Here is a 19,823-nt window from a genome sequence, read left to right on the forward strand (position 1 = left end):
AAGAAAGCGAGCGTGCGTTGCACGCCCCATGCGCCACGATGGCCCGCATGGGCCCGGCAGCGCGAGGCTACCGGCCCGATAAGCGGTCGTCCGTCGCGCACGTCGGAGATCCCAGCCTCGGCAATCCGTATTTCTTCCGCAAAATGAATTACGCTCGGGTAGCGAGCGTTGTTTTCATTAGCCAAAAGGCTTCAGGCGTGGCGATGGCGAGAAACGGTAATCAAGGGAACATGACATGAAACGATGGACGTGGATCCTCCATCGCATCGCCCGGCAAATCTGGTTCCGCGCCGGCGTCATCAGCCTGCTCAGCGTGGCCCTGGCGATCCTTGCCGGCATCATCACGCCGTACCTTCCCTACACATTCGACGTGGACATCGGCCAGCGTTCGGTCGGCACCATTCTCCAGATCATGGCATCCAGCATGCTGGCGGTGACGACGTTTTCGTTGACGGCGATGGTGAGCGCCTATTCGTCCGCAACGCAGCTCGCCACACCGCGTGCGACGCAGCTGATGGTCAGCGATCCGACGTCGCAGAACGCGTTGTCGACGTTTCTCGGCGCGTTCGTCTTTTCGATGGTCGGCATCGTCGGGCTGAACACGAGTGCCTATGGCCATGACGGCCGCATCATCCTGTTCGCCGCGACCGTCGTCATCATCATGCTGGTGGTCGGCACTCTCCTGCGCTGGATCGGCCATATCACTGCGTTCGGGCGCATGGCCGACGTGATCGATCGCGTCGAGGAGGCCGCGACCCGAGCCATGACAGGCTTCGCGGCTGCGCCGCACCTGGGCGGACGTGCGGCGATCGCCGTACCGCCGGGTGCGGTGGCAATCGCCGGATCACAGACCGGCTATGTCACGCATATCGACGTCGCGGCGCTTCGGGCCATCGCCGAGCGTAACAAGTTCGGGATCCACGTCGGCGTGCTGCCGGGGACGATGGTGCATCCGATGCGCGATCTGGTTCACGTCGAAGGTCCTGTCGACGATGCGGTACGCGCGGCTCTAATCAGGAGCTTCACCATCGAACGGCACCGCAGCTTCGACCAGGACCCCCGCCTGGGCCTGATCGCGCTGTCCGAGATCGCCAGTCGCGCGCTGGCGCCGGCGACCAATGATCCCGGGACCGGAATCGAGGTGCTGAATGCGCTTTTGCGGGTGTTCCTGACGCTCCGGTCGCAACCGACGAACGCAAGCGGCGAAAATACCGGACGTCACCGGGTGTATCTTGGCAGACCTTCGCTCGACGATATGCTGACCGACGCCTTCGGACCAATCCTTCGCGAAGGTGGTAAAGAGGTCGAGGTTTCCCTTCGCCTGACCAACACGCTTGCGGCGATGCACGCGAACCTGCCTCTGATGCGTAGGCCGATCGAAAGCTGGGCCGCTCGTCATGCACAGCGTGTGGGCGAAACGATGGAGGACGCCGACGACATTGTCGTGTTCGAGCAGACCTACAGGCAGCTATGGCCTGCTATCGCTTGATTCAGACGCAGGCGGATCCGTATCGACCGACCATGTCCGTCGCAGCCGAACGCGCGCCAGACCGCGGACCGCCCTTCCCCCTCGCTCGACGATACCCTGCGCGATTACCGTACGCTGCTACAGGGATCCGCAGCACATCGCGCGGTCCGCACGACGTTCAAGATCGTGAAGGCCGGCGACGCCGACGCCGGTAAGGGGCACGGCAGTGGATCGTTCGACCCGCTGAATCCCGCACGAAACACCATTGCCTGCCATCGGCGCAACGTTCGTGATCGAAGGGTCACGTTCGCGAGCCTCGCGCGGAGCGGTACGGGGTTCAGGTGGATCGGGCCGTCTCCGTCATGGCGAAGGTCTTCGATAGACCATGGTAGAGCTTCTCGCGGCACACCCACTGGCTGGCCGCGTCCGCGATGAACGCGGTCGCGAACATCGGCAGCATGAGGCCGCGGCTCGCGGTCGTCTCCGACAGGATGATGACCGCGGTCAACGGCGCACGGACGACGCCCGCGAAATAGGCGACCATGCCCAGGATCACGATCGCGCTGGCAGGCTCGCCCGGGAAGACCTCCCGCAGCAGGTTGCCGACGCCGGCGCCAACCGCGAGCGACGGCGCGAAGATCCCGCCGGGCAGGCCCGCGATCGCCGTCGCGGCGGTGACGACCAGCTTGGCCGGCCCGAACCAGAGCGGCGCATCCACGCCGACGATCATCGCGCGCGCCGGCGCATAGCCGGTCCCCCATGTCAGCCCGGTCACGACGCCGAGCACCGCGACGACACCCCCGCAGACACCGGCGAACGCGACCGGATGCGCGCGCGTCCATCCCGTCACGCGCGTGCGGCTGACCGCCATCGCCAGGAGAATGCGCGAGAACAGCCCGCCGGTCATGCCACCCGCGATCCCTGCGACCGGCGCGACGAGCAACGCGGACAGCAACGGCATATGCGCGCCGATCGCGCCAAAGTAGATATAGTCGCCCTGTACCGATTGCGCGACCATCCCCGCGATGACGATCGCGGCGAGGACGAGCAGAGTCACCCTCTGCTCATAGGCGGATGCGAGCTCCTCGATCGCGAACAGCAGCCCGGCGAGCGGCGTGTTGAACGCCGCCGCGACGCCCGCAGCACCACCAGCGATGACGACTCCGCCCCGCAAGGGCACGCGGACAAGACGGTGCGTGAACCCCATGACGGCCGCCGCCAGCTGGACGGTCGGCCCTTCCCGACCGACCGATGCGCCACCCAGCACCGCGCTGATCGTCAGCACCGCCTTGGCCGCCACGGTCCGGATCGAAATGAGCGTTCTGGTGGCGTCGTTCGGATTGGCCTGCGCCGCGATCACTTGCGGAATACCGGATCCCCGCGCGAGCGGCGCATAGCGACGGGTCAACCAGACCAGCCCCATGAACGTCAACGGCGTCGTGATCAGCGGCACCCAGTGCCAGGTCGCGGCAAACCGACTGAAAACCTCGGCCGCCCAATCGGCCGCCTGGGCAAACAGCGTCGCGACGATCCCGATCAGGATCGCGCCGACCAGGATTGCGCCACGCGTCCGGAACTGCGTCGATCGCGGTCCGCGCGCACGCAGCAACGCCCTATATCGCGACGGCGTCCAGCGCTTGGACGGTAAAAGGCGATTGAAGAGGCCAGCCATGCCGCCCTTTTAGGTCCCGCACCCGATTAGGCTACCCTCGGCACCGAGCGCGTCTGCGGTTCAGACCCAAACCCAGATACTCGCGCGCCCTCCCCCGCTCCCCAACTTCAGACATTCGTTCGTCCCCGCGCCGACTGCGCTTGGCGAATGATGTTCGTCATGGATGTCGTGAATGGAGAGGAAAGCCGCCTGCGAGCCTGTGGGGGGCGATCAACGGCACGCTGCCGTTCGTTCAGCGAGCGGCGGCAAGGCGCCGATTGGCGAGCCCCAGATCGACACCCGCGTGTCCGCCCTGACGCTAAGATACCGAAACCGGCCCTGTCGCCTCTAACGCGTCGATCGGCGATCCATTCTCACATATCCACCGTAGCGCCACTACAGAATGCCATTTCGCAACAATTCAACACAAATGCACTTTAAAGGTATTGTTTGGGTATTGACGAATGCAGGCGATCGACGGAATCTGTCGATCGAACCGGTCAAAGCGTCAGGGCGCAGCCGGATAAGGGGTAGGTATATGATCTTCGACCAGACGGTGTCGCGCATTGCTCTTGCGGGGTCGCTTTTGTTCTGCGCGGTCCCGGCAATGGCGCAGGAGATTGCAGCGGATCCCGCGCAGACACCGGCGCAGGCCAAGGTCGAGGCGGACGCCACGACCGCGCTTGCCGCACCCGATCGCGCACCCGCACCCGCATCGGACGATACGGTCGTCGTGACCGGATCCCGCATCCAGCGCCCGAACATGACGTCGGCTGCGCCGATCACGTCGGTGACCGCGCAGGACATCCGTGCGCAGGCGCCGACCAACATCGAGGACGTGCTCAACCGCCTTCCGCAGATCGCGCCGGACGCGCAGCAGAATTATCAGGATTCGGACGGCCGCCAGCGCATCAAGCTGCGCAGCCTGGGCTTCGAGCGCACGCTGACCTTGATCGACGGCAAGCGCATCGGCACGCAGAACGGCGCGGACGTCGGCATCATCCCACCGTCGCTGCTCGAGCGCGTTGATGTGCTGACCGGTGGCGCCTCGTCGGTCTATGGGTCTGATGCGGTCGCGGGCGTGGTCAACTTCATCCTGAAGAAGGATTTCGAAGGACTGCAGATCGACGGCAACTATAATTTCTACAATCACGACAACAAGGATACGATCGTCTCATCGCTGGCGCGCGCGAACAGCTTCGGCAGCCCGCGCGGTTTCAGCAACGACGGTGGCCGCGCCGACATCACCGTGACCGCGGGCAAGAAGCTGTTCGACGGCAAGCTGCGCCTGTCGGGCTTCGTCAACTACCGCCATACCGATGCGGTCGACTATGACGCGCGCTCCACCTCGGCATGCCAGCTGATCCAGACTGGCAAGGACGGCCCGCTCTCCTGCTCGCTCTCGACCTATTCGCGCAGCGGCTACGTCTCGCCGCGCTCGGGCGCGAACAACGGTGCCGCCTACGTCAACGATCCGAACGGAACGCGCACCTTCGTTCCCTACGGCGTGGGAGCGGGCAACGCGGCCAACCCGTATGACGGCTATTCCTATCAGCGCGGGTCGGAGCGGTGGAACGCGGGCGGCTTCGTCAGCGCGGATCTGACCTCCGATATCGAAGTCTACGGATCGGGCATCTGGTTCCGCGATAAGTCCGAGAACGTCTATCCGGCACGGATCTACAGCTACACCGTCTATGGCGACCAGCCCTATCAGGTGAACTGCAACAATCCGTATCTGTCGGGGTCGCAGGCGACCGCGATCTGTGGCGGTGCGGCGGGGACGAACACGAAGGCACCGATCGAGCTGCGCTATCGCTTTAACGATCTCGCCGACATTCCCGATACCTATATCAACAGCGGCGTTCGCGCGACCGGTGGCTTCCGCGGCAAGGTCGACGATATCTGGACCTGGGACGTCGGCGGAGTCTACGCCCGCAACCAGCAGGTCGTGAATTACGGGAACCTCCCCGATTACAACCGCGTCAACCAGTCGCTCGACGTCGTCAACGTGAACGGCGTGGCGACCTGCGCCAGCGGCGTCGCGGGCTGCGTGCCGTTCAACGCCTTCACCGCCAACACCCCTGGCCAGCCGCTGGCGAGCTGGCTGTTCACCGCACCCGGTGGCACCACGAAGGGCGTGGGGACGCTCTGGGACGGCCTGATCTCCGTCACCGGCGATCTCGGCAAATACGGCGTCACCTCGCCGCTTGCCACCCAGGGCGTGGCAATCGCGCTCGGCGCCGAATATCGTCACGACAACTACACCTCGACCGCCGACACCTTCTACCGCGACCTGAACGGCGGCAACGACCTCGACATCTCGCAGAGCGTGTGGGAATCGAACATCGAGGTACAGGCGCCGCTGATCGAGGATCGACCCTTCGCGCATCTGTTGCAGGCGAACGGCGGCTACCGCGTGTCGAAATACAGCAGCAATCCAAAGACCTTCAACACCTGGAAGATCGAGGGCATCTACGCCCCCGTCAGCGATCTGACCTTCCGCGGGTCGTACAACAAGGCGCAGCGCGCGCCGACGGTGATCGAGATCGGCCAGGCGCGGAACATCAGCTATGGCCTGCAAGGCGGCTCGCAGAATGATTTCTGCGCACCGACCGTCACGACCAATCCGACCACCGGCGCCATCAGCTACGGCACGCCCGTCGCGTCGCGCGACGTCTGCCGTGCGACCGGGCTGTCCGACGCGCTGTATGGCAGCCCCACGCTGCTGTGTAACCAGGGCGACGGCAACCAGTGCACTGTCCAGTCGGGGGGATACACTGCGGATCCGGAGACCGCCTACACCTTGACCTACGGCCTCGTGGTGAAGCCGAGCTTCATTCGCGGCCTGGTGTTCTCGGTCGATCGCTATCAGATCAGGATCGACAACTCGCTGGGGTATAACGATTATACCTACTACACCGATGGCTGCCAGCGCTCGAACGGCGATCCGTTCTTCTGCTCGGGCATCGTCCGCCAGCCCGGCACCGGTATCCTCTACGCACCGGCCAGCAGCAATCCGACCAGCGGCTTCATCCGCCAGGGCACGACCAACTATTACAAGTCGATCTCGCGCGGGATCGATTTCCAGGCGCAATATACGCTCGCGCTCGGCGGCGCGGGCAAGGTCGACTGGAACTTCAACGGGTCGCTGACGACGTTCGCCGGCAGCCAGGATTCGCCGCTCCAGCCAAAGCGCAACTGCGTCGGCTATTACGGGAACGGATGCAGCCAGTTGCTGCCGAAATGGTCGCACGGCCTGCGGACGACCTACACCACCGGCGACGGCATCGTCAGCGCGTCGTTCAACTGGCGCTATGTCGGGTCGCTGACCAGCGCGGACAATTCGGGCGACGAAGCGATCGGCGGCACGCCGGAGCGGGCACGCACGACCTTCTACCACATCGCGCCCGCCAGCTATTTCGACCTGGCGCTGTCGTTCGCGATCGCCAAGGACTTCTCGCTGCGGTTCATCGCCAACAATTTGCTCGACAAGACCCCGCCGATCCTCGCGAATTCATACGACATCAGCCTCGCACGGAGCAACACGATCCCCGCGCGCTACGACTCGCTCGGTCGTAACGTCGCGGTGGGCGCCACCATGCGGTTCTGACGCGCGACGCAAGGATTACAGGGCTCGCCGACCGCGGCGGGCCCTTTTTCGTATTACCGGTTTAGGATGGAGGGTGCAGGCTAGCCGAGATCTGCGCCGGCTGGCGGCGCCCGCTATGCGCGTGGACGATGCCGTCGATCTTGGATCGGCCGACGGCATCCAGATCGCGGTTCCGGTAATTTAAGGTCATATCCGAGGCGGGCGATCGGGCGATCGTTGCTGATTTGGCGACCATGACGGGATGGTTTGCAGGCCGGACCGTTGACACCATACCTGAAAATCGGAAACATATGTAATTCCCAGAGCAGTTTAACCCGCATTTTGGCATAGATCGGTGGACTTTGTTTATTGGTTGGCTAGCCCCGCCCTCTGTTTTGAGAGGACGTAGTTATGGGCGAACGGGTCGGGATCGCAGTGATCGGACTGAATGGCGCGGTGGCCACTACCGCGGCGGCGGGGATCGCGATGATCCGCGCGGGGTCGAACGACCTGTCGGGCTTGCCGCTCGCCAGCCGCGATGTCGAGGGCATGTCGGCATACCGCGATCTGCATTTCGGCGGCTGGGACCTCAGCCATGACGACCTCGCGACCGCTGCGCTCAAGCACGGCGTGCTCACCGAGAGCGATCTTGCCAACGGGGCCGCAAGCCTGTCGGACATGCGGCCCTGGCCCGCTGTCGGATCGACCGATTTCTGTGCGAACATCGACGGCGCCAACAAGATCGCCGCGCCCGGCCACCGTGCCGCGGTCAAGCACATCCAGGACGATCTCGCGCGCTTCAAGAGCGAGCAGAATCTCGACCGGGTGGTGATGATCAATCTCGCCTCGACCGAGCGCAAGGCCGATCTCGCTGCGGACGCGCTGACCAGCGTCGAGGGGTTCGAGCGCGGTCTCGACAGCGACGACGCGGCGATCAGCCCGGCGATGCTCTACGCCTATGCCGCGATTGCCAGCGACACACCCTATGCCAATTTCACGCCATCGGTTGCCGCTGACGTCGCCCCGCTCGCCGAGCTTGCCAGCCAGCGCGGCGTGCCGATCGCCGGCAAGGACGGCAAGACCGGGCAGACGCTGCTGAAGACCGTGATCGCGCCGGCGCTGCGGGACCGCGCGCTGCACGTCGACGGCTGGTTCTCGACCAACATCCTGGGCAATTCGGACGGCCTCGCGCTCGACGATCCCAAGAGCCTCGCGTCGAAGGTCGATACCAAAAAGTCGGTGCTCGACCAGATCCTCGGCTATCCGGTCGAGGATCACATCATCATGATCCATTATTACAAGCCGCGCGGCGACAACAAGGAAGCGTGGGACAATATCGACCTGACCGGCTTCCTCGGCCAGAAGATGCAGTTGAAGCTGAACTTCCTGTGCAAGGACTCGGTGCTCGCCGCGCCGCTCGCGATCGAGATTGCGCGCTGCCTGGCACTGGCGCAGACGCGCGGCGACGGCGGCGTGCAGGACCAGATGGGGATCTTCTTCAAGATGCCGCAGACCGCCGATGGCGGCGAACCGATCCACGCGTTCGGCGAGCAGCAGCTGATCCTCGACACCTGGCTCGACCGCCGGTGAGTTTTGGCGCAGCGTACCTGCCGCTGTTGCGCGAACTCGGCGACCTGAAGCGGATCCGCTCGGCGGAGCGCGAAGGATCGATTGCGGAGCGGTTGTTCGCGTGTGGCTGGGCCGCGCTGGCGGCGGGTGAGGCACCGGTGGCCGTCATGCGCCGCACGGTTGCCGCCGCGCTCGCCGCGGCACGGCTGGGCGATCTCGACCGTGCCACGCTCGCCGAGCTTGGTCTTTCCGACGCGGAAGCGCGCGCCGTGCTCGAACGCGCGTTCGACGAGGTGGCGATGCTGCTCGACCCCGCACTCGCCGCCGAATTGCGCGATGCGCTCCCGGAAGGTGCGCCGGCGGCCGGCCCGGTACCTCGGTTCGTCCCACAGCTCGCGACGCAGCCGCGCGCCGGCGTCACCTGCCCCGGTCGGCCACGCCTGCTGCTCCAGCCCGCCGAAAACCACGCCGAGCATTGCCTGATCGTCGCGGTGTACGGCGTGCTCGCGGCGCCCGGCTATGGCGCGGATCCGGCAGAGGTGTTCCTCGCGTCGATGGCGCATCATTTCCACAATGCCGCGATGCCCGATGCGGGGTTTACCGGCGAGGTGCTGCTCAGCGACCTGCTCGACCGCGTGATCGATGCCGCGCGCGAACAGGCAATGGCGATGCTAGATCCGGCGGTCGCGGCACAGGTCCGCGCGGCGATCGCGCCGATCGCCGGCGATGCCACCCCGGCGGCACGCGCGTTCCATGCCGCCGACGTGCTCGATCGGGTGCTGGAGATCGAACAGCATCTCCGCGCCGCATCGGCAACGATGGACAGCGTCCTCCACACCTATGAGCTCGTCCATGCCGGACCGGTCAAGACGTTCCACGATCGCGTGCTGAGCGACGTCGGCCTGTTGTGACCTATCGCTCGCCGCTTTCCGGAAGGCCGCTGGTCGCGGATACGCCGCATTCGCTCGCCGCCCCCGGCGAGCGCTGGCCGGTGGTCGACGGCATCCCGTATCTGCGGACCGACAGCGAAGGTCTGGTGGCGGTGGCACTCGACCATCTCGACGCGGGTTGCCCGGACGATGCGCTGTTGGCGCTGCTGACCGATCAGGATGCGTGGTGGACCGGCCCCGCGACCGATCTCGGCGAGCTGAAACAGCTGGTGCGCGAGCGCGACACGCTGTCGCTGCGCGCGGCGATGGCGTTGCTCCGGATGGGGCCGGTGGCCGACTATTTCGCGCATCGCTGGAGCGATCCGACCTATCTCGCCGGGCTCGCGCTGGTCGAGGCGCACTGGCGGCAGCCGAAGACCGCGTTCGAGCTTGCCTGCGGAATCGGTCATTATCTCCGCGAACTTACCGCGCGCGGCGTCGCGTGTATCGGCGCGGACGTGGTGTTCTCGAAATGCTGGCTCGCCAAGCATTGGGTGGCGCCCGCCGCCGATTATGTCGTGTTCGATGCCGCAGGAAAGTGGCCGGTCGCGGCGCAGCGCTTCGACCTGGTCGCGTGTCACGACGCCTTTTATTTCCTGCCCGATCAGCCCCGCGTCGCCGCGCTGTTGCGCGAGGCCGTCGCCCCCGGCGGCGTGCTCGCCGTCAGCCACATCCACAACGCCGCCGTCGCGGGCGGGGCAATGGGCCCCGCTCGCGACGGTGCCGAGTGGGCGACTTTGTTCCCCGATGCGACTGTCTATGACGAACGCGAGTTGCGGCGCGCGTTGCTGGCTTGCGATGCACCCGCCCCGACCGGATGGTCCGACGACCCCGCGATCGAGGCCTGGTCGATCGTCGAGCCGGACGGCGATGCGCCACGACCGCTGACCGGCGGGCTGGCGATGCCGGTTGCCGAGGCGGTGCTGGTGCCCAATCCGTTGCTCGGTGATACCGGTCCGCGCTGGCCCTCCGACCGCTACCGCGCGGAATATGGCGCAGCGGCCACATGGCTGTCGGATACCGGCGATGCGGCGCGGCACCGCCGTGTCCTCGACCTGCCGGCGCGGTGGTGAGCATGCGGTGGGGCATCGTCGGCTTCGGCTGGGTCGCGCGCGATTACATGGCGCCGGGGATCGCGGCATCGGGCGGAACAGTGGTCGCGATCGCCGACCCCTCGCCAATGGCGCAGGCCAGCGCGATGTCGGGCGGTATCCTCGCTTATGATACGGCCGAGGCGATGCTGGCCGATGCCAAGCTCGACTGCATCTACGTCGCCACGCCCAACAACCTCCATGCCGACCCGGTCCGCGCGGCGGTTGCGGCGGGCGTTCCGGTGCTTTGCGAAAAGCCGATCGCCGCGACGCTGGACGATGCCGAAGCCATCGGCGCGTCCGTTGCAGGGCATCTCTACGGCACCGCGTTCGACCAGCGCCATCACCCCGCGCACCGCGCGATGGCGCAGGCGATCCGCGACGGAGCGATCGGCCGACCGATCGCGGTGCGGATCGTCTACGCCTGTTGGGTCGACCCGAGCTGGTCGCCGACCGCTGGCGATGGCGGGTGCAACTGGCGCGCCGACCCGGCCGCAGCCGGTGGCGGCGCGGTCATCGACCTTGCGCTCCACGGCCTCGATCTGGCGGCGATGCTGGTCGACGAACCGCTCGCGCGTCTGCACATCGACCTGCAGCGGCGTATCCACGACTATCCGGTCGACGATGGCGGCATCCTGTCGGGGCGCACCGCAGGCGGCATCCTGGTCCAGAGCCATGTAGCCTATAACTGCCCCGAGGTGCTGCCGCGCCGCCGGCTCGAGATCCTCGGCGAGGACGGACTGCTGGTCGCGACCGACACGATGGGCCAGACCGAGGGCGGCACCGTGATCCGGCGTTGCGCGCGCACCGGGGACGAGACCGCCCTGCCCTTCGACGCCGCACTGTCGCCCTTTGCCGCGCAGGCCGCCGCGTTCGCCGCCGCCGTCCGCGGCGACGCGCATGATTTCTCTATCGACCGGGACCTGTCGCTGATGCGACTATTCGACGCCGCCTATAGCGAGGCGCGATCGTGCCTCTGAGCTGGTATGCCTGCGCGCATTGCGGCTTCTGGCAGCGACACTTCGCGCCCGCCGATTGCGCGGTCTGCAACGACACGCGCAACGACCTGCCCGAGGACGGCTGGCGCTTCCTCCCCGAGCACGACGTCGCCGCAAGCCATGACGGCAGCTGGCGGCAGGTTGCCGACGATCTCTGGGCCTTCACGACCACACCGCATCTCGGGCTCGGCGGCACTGGCTGGCTGATCGTGCGCGAGGGCGGCAACATCGCCTTCGAGGCCGCCCCCTATTATTCGCGCGCGATGCTCGACCAGATCGTGCGGCTCGGCGGCATCCGCTACCTCGCCGCCAGTCACGCGCATGGCTATGGCGCGCTGTTCCAGCTCCAGCGCGACTGCGCGCCCGAGATGCTCGCGATCCACAAGGACGACCTCGGCATGACCAAGGCGTTCCGCGTCACGACGCCCTATGACGAAGTCCTGGAGATCGCGCCGGGCTATACGCTGCATCACGTCGGCGGACATTACGAAGGTCAGGCCGCGCTCCACGATGCGGTCGGCAAGCGCCTGTTCTGCGGCGACATGTTCAAGATCGACCAGGACGAAGCGGGTGTCAGCCACGCGATCTCCAGTCACAAGGCGTTCCACAAGGACATCCCGCTGACGCATGGCGAGATCCGCCATTACCGCGCGGTAATCGCGCCGCTGGCGTTCGATGCCGTCCTGACCCCGTTCGAATATGCCCCCGAAGTCGGCCGCGATGTCGCCGTCGCCGTGCTCGACGAGGCGCTGGCCCGTGCGCCGGGCGTGAAGAGGATCCCGCTATGACCCGCACTATCACCGGCCTGCCCGAACAGTTGGACGCGGCCTGCCATCTGTATCTCGACGCGTTTCCCGCCGGCGACATCGTCGCGTTCCCGATCGACGGCATCGACCGTGTCGGCATCCCCGTCTGGGTGGTCGCGCTATTTCCCGAAACCGCGGACCTCGACGGCATCATGCCCTATGGCGTCGGCTATGGCGCAACCGACCAGGCCGCGATCCTCGGCGCGTTGGGCGAGATCGCCGAGATGGTCTGGCCGACGCTGACCTTGTCCGCGCGCGGCAAGACGCATGGCAGCTATGCCGACCTCGTCCGCGAACGCGGCGAACGCGGGATCGCCGATCCGCTGACGCTGTGCCTTCCCGCCGGGTCTCCGGTTGGCCGCGAGACGCCGCTCGACTGGGTCGAGGCCCGACGGTGGGCGGACGGCTCGAGCGTCCTCGTGCCGATCGACCTCGCCGCCTATTCCGCCAAGGAACTGGCCCCAGGCTACGTGCCGTTCACGACGATCATCTCCAACGGGATGGGCGCGGGGCCGGACCTCGACTGGGCGATCGGCCACGGACTGTGCGAGATCCTCCAGCGCGACGGCAACGGGTTGCTGTTCCGCGCGCTCGACCGCGGCGTCGCGATCGACCTGCCTGAATGCCTGCCCGCCGAGATCGGCGATCTGGTCAACCGGTTCGCCACCGCCGACGTCCGCGTGATCCCCAAATTCGCGACCGACGAGTTCGGCCTCGCCAACGTCTATTGCGTCGGGGTCGATGCACGTGAGCCCGCGGTGCCGATCATGGCGACCGCGTGCGGCGAGGCGGCGCATCCCGACGCCGTGCAGGCCTTGGCCAAGGCGATCGCCGAATACGCCGCCAGCCGCGCGCGCAAGGCGTTCGCGCACGGCCCGATGGCGCTTGCCGAGACGATCGCGCCGCGCGGCTATATCGATCGGTTCATGGCGCAGGCCGGCGGGGCCGCGAAATCGAGCGACAGCCGCGCCTTCACGGAGATGCAGCGCTGGACCGACGTCGACGCCGCGACCTTGCGCGACTGGCTCGCCGGGACGATGCTCGCCGAGCGCAGCCGCCATGCCTTTGCAGACCTGCCCCGCGCCGACGTCCCCGATGCCCGCGCGCGCGGCCAATTGGCGCGAGAGGCGGTCGAGACCGCCGGGTTCGACATCCTCTACGTCGACATGTCCCCAGCGGATTCCAGCGTCGCGGTCGTCAAGGTGATCGTGCCGGGCATGGAAGTCGAGACGATGAGCTATTACCGGATCGGCGAACGCAACGTCGCCAAGCTCGTCGCGCTCGACAGCCCGCTGGTCAGCTTCGGTGGCGAGGCGAGCACGACTCGCCGGCCCGTCCGCCTGACGGACGAAGCGATCGCACGGCTGGGCGGTCAGCCCTTCTTCGATACCGCGCTGGCGGACGAGATCGTCGGCCCGCTCTATCCGCTCTACCGCGAACCCGAAGCGCATCACGTCGCCTGGTCCGAACAGAGCCTCGAGACGGAGGCGGCACGATGACGCTTCGTTTCGCCTACAATACCAACGGGGCGGCCAACCACCGCCTCGACGACGCGCTGCACCTGATCGCGGACGCGGGCTATGACGGCGTCGCGCTCACGCTGGATCATCACCACCTCGATCCCTTTGCCGACGATTGGGCGCGCGAGGCGGAGCGGGTCGGCGCGCTGCTGCGGTCGCTGGGGCTGGGATCGGTGATCGAGACCGGTGCGCGCTATCTGCTCGACCCGCGCGACAAGCATGAACCGACGCTGGTCACGGCGGACCCCGCGGGGCGTGATCGGCGGGTCGCGTTCCTCGCCCGCGCGCTCGAGGTCGCCGCGATCCTGAATGCCGAGACCGTGTCGTTCTGGGCGGGTGTGCCGAAACCCGGTGTCGCCCGGCACGATGCGCTTGACTGGCTCGACTCGGGGCTCGGCAAGGTCGTCGAGCATGCGGCACGAACCGGCATCCCGGTCAGCCTGGAGCCCGAGCCCGGCATGCTGATCGAGACGGTGGAAGACTATGCGCGGCTCGCGCGCCGCCATCCGGACCTGCGTCTCGCGCTCGACACCGGCCATTGCCTCGTCACGCAGGACATCGCGCCAGACGCTGCCGTTCGCGCCTATGCCGACCGCCTCGGGACCGTCGCGGTCGAGGACATGCGCCGCGGCGATCACACGCATTTGCCGTTCGGACAGGGCGACATGGACATTCCCGCCATCCTTGCCGCGCTGGAGTCGATCGGCTTCGACAAGCTGGTCTGCGTCGAACTGTCGCGCGAGAGCCCGCGTGCGCATCAGGCCATTCCGGAGTCGATCGCCTATCTGCGCGCGGCGCTGTCCTGATGCGGATCTGCTTCGTCTCGCGCCGCTTTTTCCCCGCGATATCGGGGATGTCGATCTACGCGATCAACCTGCTGCGCCAGCTCGTCGCAGCGGGCCACGACGTGACGATGATCAGCCAATATTACGGCGACCCCGCCCGCGCCCGCGTCTATGGCGGCGGCCCCCCGCCCCCGGTGCCGGGCGTGCGCGTCGTCGGCCTCGAAGCGCTCGGCGAACAGGACGGCGGCGACTTCGAACGCGATATCGATGCGATGGTCGAGGCGATTGCGCGCGATCATGCGGCGCATCCGTTCGACCTGCTGCACGCGCAATATGGCTATCCGACCGGCTGGGCGACGATGATCGCCGCCCAGCGTCTCGGCCTCCCCTGCGTCGTGTCGATCCAGGGCGGTGACGGGCATTGGGTCGGCTCGTGCTGCGAGACGCACCGGCTCGCGATGGTGCGCGTGCTCGACCATGCCGGCGCGCTGCTGATCGGCGGCGCCAGCTTCGCCGGAGAAGTCCATGACCGGCTCGGCACCCCGCTCGACCGGTTCACGATCGTTCCGGGGGCGGTCGATACCGACCATTTTACACCCGCGGTGACGACCGCGCCCGAAGGCCCGGTCCGGCTGCTCTATCACGGCCGCGTCGACCGCCGCAAAGGCGTGCTCGATTTCCTCCAGGCGCTACCGGCCGTGCGCGGCGACTGGCACGCGACCATCTCCGGCATCGGTCCCGACGTCGACCCCGCCCAGGCGCTTGCGACAGAGCTACAGCTTACCGACCGTGTAACCTTCAGCGGCTATGCGGATTATGATGCGGTGCCGGAACTCTACCGCGCGCATGACGTGTTCGTATCGCCGACCTACGCAGAGGGGTTCTCGAACACCATCCTCGAGGCGATGGCGTGCGGCCTTGCGGTGGTATCGTGCCACGCCGTCGGCGTGGTCGACTGCGTCCGCGACGACGAGAACGGCATGCTGACCGATCCCGGCGATGTGCCGGCGCTCGCGGCCTCGCTGACTCGTATCATCACCGATACCCGGCTGCGCACGCGTCTGGCGACCGCCGCGCTGGAAGAATGCCGCCGGGTGTATAGCTGGGACGCGGTCGGGCAGCAGATCGTCGGCATCTACCGCGACCTGAGGGGGCATCCGCAAACCGGCTTCGATACGACCCTGCCGATGACCCCCTGCCGCTTCCGCAGCGAACCACATCTGTTGTGAGCGATCGATGAAGCTGCTCGCAATATCGCCGCATCTGGACGACGCGGCCTTCTCCGCAGGCGGGCTGCTGGCGTCGCGCGTCGACCAGGGCTGGGACGTTACCGTCGCGACGTGCTTCACCGGCAACGTCGCGCAGCCAACCGGGTTCGCGCTCGCCTGTCAGCTCGACAAGGGGCTGGGCGCAGACATCGACTATATGGCGCTGCGCCGGGGCGAGGATCTCGCTGCGTGCCGGGCACTGGGTGGGCGCGCGATCCATTTGCCGTTCCTGGAGGCGCCCCATCGCGGTTACGCCTCGGCAAAGATGCTGTTCGCGGCCCGCCTGCCCGACGACCGGATCGTCGACGATCTGGCGGCGGCACTGGTCGAGCTTTTCGCGGCGGAGAAGCCGGATCTTGTGCTGGGGCCGTTGTGCCTTGGCAACCATGTCGACCATCACGTCGTTCTGGACGCGATACGGCGATCCTGTGCCGATCTTACCGTGTTGCTATGGGAAGACTGGCCTTATGCCGACCGCGAAGACCGCGTTGCCGCCATGCCCGCGATGATCGAACAGCTCACGCCCGCAACGCGTGCGCGGCGTATCGCCGCCTGCGCCGCGTACGGGTCGCAACTCGGCTTCCAGTTCGGCGGCGTAGAGGCGATGTCGGCGCGGACCGAACGGGTCTTCGAGGAACGGTTCTACCCGCTTCACGCGCACTGACCGACCGGCGCCCGTCGCCGCGCGTCCCCCAATTCCAGGCAGAGCCATCATCATGACCGAAGTTTCCGTCGTCACCCTCGGCAAGGGACGCCCCGACCATCTCGTCAACGTCGTGCTCGGCCTGACGCGCCAGACGCTGATGCCGACCGAGCTGATCGTCGGCAAGGGACGCCCCGACCATCTCGTCAACGTCGTGCTCGGCCTGACGCGCCAGACGCTGATGCCGACCGAGCTGATCGTCGCGGTGATGCAGGACGAGCTCTACGTGCTTCCCGACGCGCCGTTTCCGATCCGCCAGATCCAGATCGTCGCCGACGTGCTCCCGCTCGCATCGGCGCGCAACGCCGCCACCCGCGTCGCGACCGGCGAGGTGATCGTGTTTCTCGACATGGATTGCATTCCGACGCCGACTCTGGTCGCGGACTATGCCGGGTTCCTCGCCGGGTTCGACGGGTTGCTGATGGGCGAGGTGTTGTATCTGCCGGGCGGTGCGACCGCCGGCAACTGGTCATATGACCGGTTCGCCGAGGTTGCGGTGAAGCATTCCGACCGTCGCGGCCCCCCGCCCCAGGGCATCGAGATCTGCACCGACTATCGCTGCTTCTGGTCACTGAGCTTCGCGATGCGGCGCGCGACGTTCCTCGGGCTGGGCGGTTTCGACGAACGCTATGTCGGCTATGGCGGTGAGGATACCGATTTCGGCAAGGCGATCGACCAGGCGGGCATCCCGATCGCCTGGGTCAAGGGTGCGCTGGCCTATCATCAATACCACCCCCACCACATGCCGCCGGTCCACCATCTCGACAGCGTCGTGCGCAACGCCGAGCTGTTCGAGAGCAAATGGGGCTATCGGACGATGGGCCACTGGCTCCACGCATTCCGCCTCATGGACCTGATCGACATGACGCCGGGGCGGCCGATCCGCATCCTGCGGCGCCCGGATGCCGCCGATCTCGCGCTGACCGGGCAGCAAAGCCACCAGCCCTATGCCAATACCGCGACCGTCATCCGCTTGCTCGAGGACCGGCTCGCGGCCACCGAGAAAGCTGCAGCCGCCGAATGAGGATCGCGTGCATGACGGCCCCCAAGCACCTGGGCGAGCAGCGCGCCATTCTCGCCGCCTTCTATCGAACGCATGTCGCGATCGGGTCACGCTACGCGCTGCTAGACTTTCCCGACCATGCGAATGTCGGCGACAGCGCGATCTGGCTTGGCGAACTCGCCCTGCTGCGGCAGATAACGGGGCGCGATCCGTGCTACGTCTCGACCTGGCACGATTTCGACCTCGATGCCTTTCGCGATGCCTGCCCCGACGGCGTCCTGTTCCTGCATGGCGGCGGAAACCTTGGCGACATCTGGCCGCATCACCAGCTATTCCGCGAGGATATCCTGGCGACGGTGCGCGACCGAACCATCGTGCAGCTCCCCCAGTCGATCCATTATCGCGTGCCGACGCAGGTCGATCGGTTCGCCAAGCTCGTCGCCGACCATCCGGACTTCGTCCTCTACGTCCGTGATGCCCGCAGCCTGGACTTCGCCCGCCGGCATCTGGCATGCCCGTCGCACCTCGCACCGGACTCGGCCTATGCTTTGGGCGAACAACTGCGTGGCGCGCCGCAAGGCGACGTGCTGATGCTGATGCGCACCGACGACGAACGGCAGGGCTATGCGGTACCGTCGGAGGATGGAGCGACCATCGTCGACTGGCTCGAGGACGATGCCGATCTGCCGCTCGGGGGCAGCGCGACGGCGCGCGAGGCGCAAGCCGTCGCCCGAGTCGACCGGGGGCTGCGGCTGCTCTCGCAGGGCCGGGTCGTCGTGACGGATCGGCTGCACGGCCACATCATCGCGGACCTGCTTGGTATCCCCCACGTCGTGCTCGACAACGAATACGGCAAGATCGCAGCATATCTGGACGCCTGGGCCGGGCCGGATGCGATCGTGACGAGGGCGACGACGAGCGAACAGGCCCTGGCCCTGGCCAAGCAGCGCATCAGCGCAACGTGACGCAGGCGATCGACGTCAGTCTCCTCATCTGCACGCGAAATCGGGCAAGCTCGCTGGCGTCGACGCTCGAGTCCGTGGAGCGGGCGGCAGCCTATGCCGGCCATCTTGCCGTGGAAGTCGTCCTGGTCGACAACGGCTCGCTCGACGATACCCCGCGGCGATTGGCGCAATGGCAGGCGGTGCAGGCCTTCCCCGTCCATCTCGTCCAAGAGCCGCATCCAGGGCTCGCCCGTGCACGCAACACTGGGCTTACGCGCTGCACTGGTCGCATCGTGGCCATGACCGATGACGATTGCGTCTTGCATGAAAACTATTTCTCAGCGCTCTGCGCCGCGTTCGAAAGGGTCAGCGGACCGGCGATCATTGGCGGCCGGATCCTGCTGGGCAACCCTGCCGATCTCCCCGTCACCATCAAGCTCGAAGATCACCCGATGGTCGCGTCTTCGAAAGGGTTTCCGGGCGGTTTCGTCATGGGGGCAAATCTGGCGTTCACCGCGGATGTCCGACGGTTGACGGGATGCTTCGATGAACGGTTCGGCGCCGGTGCGCCATTCATCGCAGCCGAGGATACAGACTTCCTGTTTCGTGCGGCAGGCCTTGGCGTTGCGGTGCTCTATGACCCGCTGATGGTGGTCGACCATCACCACGGGCGTCGCGATGTTGACGATGAGACGCGGTTGCTCGCGGGCTACAGCTTTGGCGATGGTGCGCTGTACGCCAAATATCTCTTCTCCGACCGGCGCGCGCTTCGTGCCATCGTGGACGACATTCTGGCAGTGCGCTTCGACCTGACGCGGCCGGTGACCACACATGCCGGCATCAGGCGGTTCTACTGGTTCCGCCTGCGCCACAAGGCCCGGGGCTTCGCCTATTTCTGGTGGATCGCGATACGATCGACCCTGCAGCGGATTATGGCGGCTGGCGCCTGACAAGGTTTTGAGGCCGCTGGATATTCCCCCGCGCAACACCATATTTCGGTGATGGGCGGACGGGTGAAACGGATAGCGGGTCTGGTCCAGGCCGAGGCTCGGATGACGTCCACCGAGGACATCGGTCGGTGCGGGCTGTGCGAGCGGCTTCTCGGTAAAAAAGTCGAATGGCATCACCGGATACCGAAAAGCCGTGGTGGCACGGAAGTCATGCCGGTCCATCCGATCTGTCACCGCATCATCCATGCCAGCGTGTCCAACCAGGAGCTTGCCACCACATTCGCGGACGTCGCGGTGTTGAAGGCTCGCCCGGATATTAGCCGCTTCCTGCATTGGATCGCGGACAAACCTGCGGATTTTCATGCGCCGACCCGCCGACCCGATACACGGTAGGCATATCGGTTCATGTCACCATGCGGACCTGGTTGCGCCGGGTAGCTGACCGTGCGCGAGCGTGCCCGCACTGCGTAGTAGCCGGCCGACGGTCCCGAGAGGGTGCCGATCGCGTCCTTGTCCTCACTATTGCAGTAGCCCGCCGACAGACTGCCC

The 19,823-nt window shown here is 66.5% G+C and carries 16 protein-coding genes; 15 read left to right on the top strand and 1 reads right to left on the bottom strand.

The window, feature by feature from the left end; genetic code table 11:
• The first annotated feature begins 235 nt into the window (after positions 1-235).
• Positions 236-1,489: a DUF2254 domain-containing protein gene (locus tag ASE79_RS00540; RefSeq protein ID WP_056410703.1), complete on the top strand. Its 1,254-nt coding sequence runs from the start codon at positions 236-238 to the stop codon at positions 1,487-1,489.
• Positions 1,490-1,805: 316 nt separating this feature from the next.
• On the opposite strand, the gene ASE79_RS00545 is transcribed toward ASE79_RS00540, so the two are convergent.
• On the bottom strand, positions 1,806-3,140 hold the full coding sequence (locus ASE79_RS00545) for a chloride channel protein (protein WP_056410708.1): 1,335 nt from the start codon (positions 3,138-3,140) through the stop codon (positions 1,806-1,808).
• A gap of 517 nt (positions 3,141-3,657) precedes the next feature.
• Between ASE79_RS00545 and ASE79_RS00550 the strand changes: the two genes are divergently transcribed.
• The 14 genes from ASE79_RS00550 (at position 3,658) to ASE79_RS00615 (ending at position 19,667) form a co-directional block, all read left to right on the top strand.
• Positions 3,658-6,729 (top strand): TonB-dependent receptor plug domain-containing protein, encoded by a 3,072-nt coding sequence (locus ASE79_RS00550; RefSeq protein WP_056410711.1) that lies wholly within the window; start codon positions 3,658-3,660, stop codon positions 6,727-6,729.
• Positions 6,730-7,119: 390 nt separating this feature from the next.
• Positions 7,120-8,298: an inositol-3-phosphate synthase gene (locus tag ASE79_RS00555; protein ID WP_056410715.1), complete on the top strand. Its 1,179-nt coding sequence runs from the start codon at positions 7,120-7,122 to the stop codon at positions 8,296-8,298.
• Positions 8,295-9,188, top strand: a complete 894-nt coding sequence (locus ASE79_RS00560) for a hypothetical protein (protein WP_056410717.1) — start codon at positions 8,295-8,297, stop codon at positions 9,186-9,188. The genes ASE79_RS00555 and ASE79_RS00560 overlap by 4 nt, the downstream gene beginning before the upstream one ends.
• Positions 9,185-10,279 (top strand): class I SAM-dependent methyltransferase, encoded by a 1,095-nt coding sequence (locus tag ASE79_RS00565; RefSeq protein ID WP_056410720.1) that lies wholly within the window; start codon positions 9,185-9,187, stop codon positions 10,277-10,279. The genes ASE79_RS00560 and ASE79_RS00565 overlap by 4 nt, the downstream gene beginning before the upstream one ends.
• A 2-nt stretch (positions 10,280-10,281) precedes the next feature.
• Complete coding sequence (locus tag ASE79_RS00570) at positions 10,282-11,277, top strand: Gfo/Idh/MocA family protein (RefSeq protein ID WP_200910314.1); 996 nt, start codon at positions 10,282-10,284, stop codon at positions 11,275-11,277.
• The gene (locus ASE79_RS00575) at positions 11,268-12,083 is read left to right on the top strand and encodes a hypothetical protein (protein WP_056410725.1); all 816 of its coding nucleotides are present in this window, start codon (positions 11,268-11,270) and stop codon (positions 12,081-12,083) included. The genes ASE79_RS00570 and ASE79_RS00575 overlap by 10 nt, the downstream gene beginning before the upstream one ends.
• Positions 12,080-13,600 (top strand): YcaO-like family protein, encoded by a 1,521-nt coding sequence (locus ASE79_RS00580; protein WP_056410728.1) that lies wholly within the window; start codon positions 12,080-12,082, stop codon positions 13,598-13,600. The genes ASE79_RS00575 and ASE79_RS00580 overlap by 4 nt, the downstream gene beginning before the upstream one ends.
• Entirely contained in the window at positions 13,597-14,427 is an 831-nt protein-coding gene (locus ASE79_RS00585; RefSeq protein ID WP_056410731.1) for a sugar phosphate isomerase/epimerase family protein, read from the top strand. Before ASE79_RS00580 ends, ASE79_RS00585 begins: the two co-directional genes overlap by 4 nt.
• On the top strand, positions 14,427-15,635 hold the full coding sequence (locus ASE79_RS00590) for a glycosyltransferase family 4 protein (RefSeq protein WP_056410734.1): 1,209 nt from the start codon (positions 14,427-14,429) through the stop codon (positions 15,633-15,635). Before ASE79_RS00585 ends, ASE79_RS00590 begins: the two co-directional genes overlap by 1 nt.
• A 7-nt stretch (positions 15,636-15,642) precedes the next feature.
• On the top strand, positions 15,643-16,338 hold the full coding sequence (locus tag ASE79_RS00595) for a PIG-L deacetylase family protein (RefSeq protein WP_056410737.1): 696 nt from the start codon (positions 15,643-15,645) through the stop codon (positions 16,336-16,338).
• Between the two features lie 52 nt (positions 16,339-16,390).
• Positions 16,391-17,401, top strand: a complete 1,011-nt coding sequence (locus tag ASE79_RS00600) for a galactosyltransferase-related protein (protein WP_200910296.1) — start codon at positions 16,391-16,393, stop codon at positions 17,399-17,401.
• An 11-nt stretch (positions 17,402-17,412) separates the two neighbouring features.
• On the top strand, positions 17,413-18,345 hold the full coding sequence (locus ASE79_RS21500; protein WP_056410740.1) for a polysaccharide pyruvyl transferase family protein: 933 nt from the start codon (positions 17,413-17,415) through the stop codon (positions 18,343-18,345).
• Positions 18,342-19,274, top strand: coding sequence for a glycosyltransferase family 2 protein (locus ASE79_RS00610; RefSeq protein ID WP_235516703.1), 933 nt, complete (start codon positions 18,342-18,344; stop codon positions 19,272-19,274). Before ASE79_RS21500 ends, ASE79_RS00610 begins: the two co-directional genes overlap by 4 nt.
• 102 nt (positions 19,275-19,376) lie before the next feature.
• Entirely contained in the window at positions 19,377-19,667 is a 291-nt protein-coding gene (locus ASE79_RS00615) for an HNH endonuclease (RefSeq protein ID WP_056413098.1), read from the top strand.
• Positions 19,668-19,823 lie beyond the last annotated feature (156 nt).

It is taken from the genome of Sphingomonas sp. Leaf28 (genome assembly GCF_001421685.1).
Taxonomy (GTDB): Bacteria; Pseudomonadota; Alphaproteobacteria; order Sphingomonadales; family Sphingomonadaceae; genus Sphingomonas; species Sphingomonas aurantiaca.

Bases quoted from the DNA above. Each gene is read 5' to 3' on its own strand.
- ASE79_RS00540 (WP_056410703.1), top strand. From the start codon at position 236: ATGAAACGATGGACGTGGATCCTCCATCGCATCGCCCGGCAAATCTGG.
- ASE79_RS00545 (WP_056410708.1), bottom strand. From the start codon at position 3,140: ATGGCTGGCCTCTTCAATCGCCTTTTACCGTCCAAGCGCTGGACGCCG.
- ASE79_RS00550 (WP_056410711.1), top strand. From the start codon at position 3,658: ATGATCTTCGACCAGACGGTGTCGCGCATTGCTCTTGCGGGGTCGCTT.
- ASE79_RS00555 (WP_056410715.1), top strand. From the start codon at position 7,120: ATGGGCGAACGGGTCGGGATCGCAGTGATCGGACTGAATGGCGCGGTG.
- ASE79_RS00570 (WP_200910314.1), top strand. From the start codon at position 10,282: ATGCGGTGGGGCATCGTCGGCTTCGGCTGGGTCGCGCGCGATTACATG.
- ASE79_RS00580 (WP_056410728.1), top strand. From the start codon at position 12,080: ATGACCCGCACTATCACCGGCCTGCCCGAACAGTTGGACGCGGCCTGC.
- ASE79_RS00585 (WP_056410731.1), top strand. From the start codon at position 13,597: ATGACGCTTCGTTTCGCCTACAATACCAACGGGGCGGCCAACCACCGC.
- ASE79_RS00590 (WP_056410734.1), top strand. From the start codon at position 14,427: ATGCGGATCTGCTTCGTCTCGCGCCGCTTTTTCCCCGCGATATCGGGG.
- ASE79_RS00595 (WP_056410737.1), top strand. From the start codon at position 15,643: ATGAAGCTGCTCGCAATATCGCCGCATCTGGACGACGCGGCCTTCTCC.
- ASE79_RS00600 (WP_200910296.1), top strand. From the start codon at position 16,391: ATGACCGAAGTTTCCGTCGTCACCCTCGGCAAGGGACGCCCCGACCAT.
- ASE79_RS21500 (WP_056410740.1), top strand. From the start codon at position 17,413: ATGACGGCCCCCAAGCACCTGGGCGAGCAGCGCGCCATTCTCGCCGCC.
- ASE79_RS00615 (WP_056413098.1), top strand. From the start codon at position 19,377: ATGACGTCCACCGAGGACATCGGTCGGTGCGGGCTGTGCGAGCGGCTT.